The following is a 408-nucleotide window of genomic DNA, read 5'->3' as shown; positions in this document are numbered from 1 at the left end:
AAACTGCACATTCGTAAAGGTTTAGTGCAGACCGTGCCTCTGATGACAATTTTTTGATTGCGTCAAAACGAATGTTCAATTTGCGAAAGCTAGTTGAAATTCAGTAATGACGAATGTTTCTTGATAGTGATATCGAGGAATTATTCACATTACGGCATAACGCGCGAGGTGAAAGACCTCGCAAGTCCTTGAAAGAAGACTGTGGTATCTCGCAAGAGATGTCAAAGTTATAGGGTCAAGTGACTAAGAGCATGTGGTGGATGCCTTGGCGATGATAGGCGACGAAAGACGTGATAGCCTGCGATAAGCTTCGGGGAGCTGGCAAACAAGCATTGATCCGGAGATTTCTGAATGGGGAAACCCACCTCGCAAGAGGTATCGCATGATGAATACATAGTCATGCGAGGC

The 408-nt window shown here is 44.9% G+C and carries 1 rRNA gene; it reads left to right on the top strand.

The annotated features are described in order from the left end of the window. Positions 1 to 233 precede the first annotated feature (233 nt). A 23S ribosomal RNA gene (locus tag GVL50_RS28605) occupies positions 234 to 408 on the top strand; the annotation flags it as partial.

The sequence above is a fragment of the Pseudomonas sp. 18058 genome, from assembly GCF_902706155.1.
GTDB classification, from domain to species: Bacteria; Pseudomonadota; Gammaproteobacteria; order Pseudomonadales; family Pseudomonadaceae; genus Aquipseudomonas; species Aquipseudomonas rustica.
This window is presented reverse-complemented; position numbering and strand designations above follow the sequence as displayed.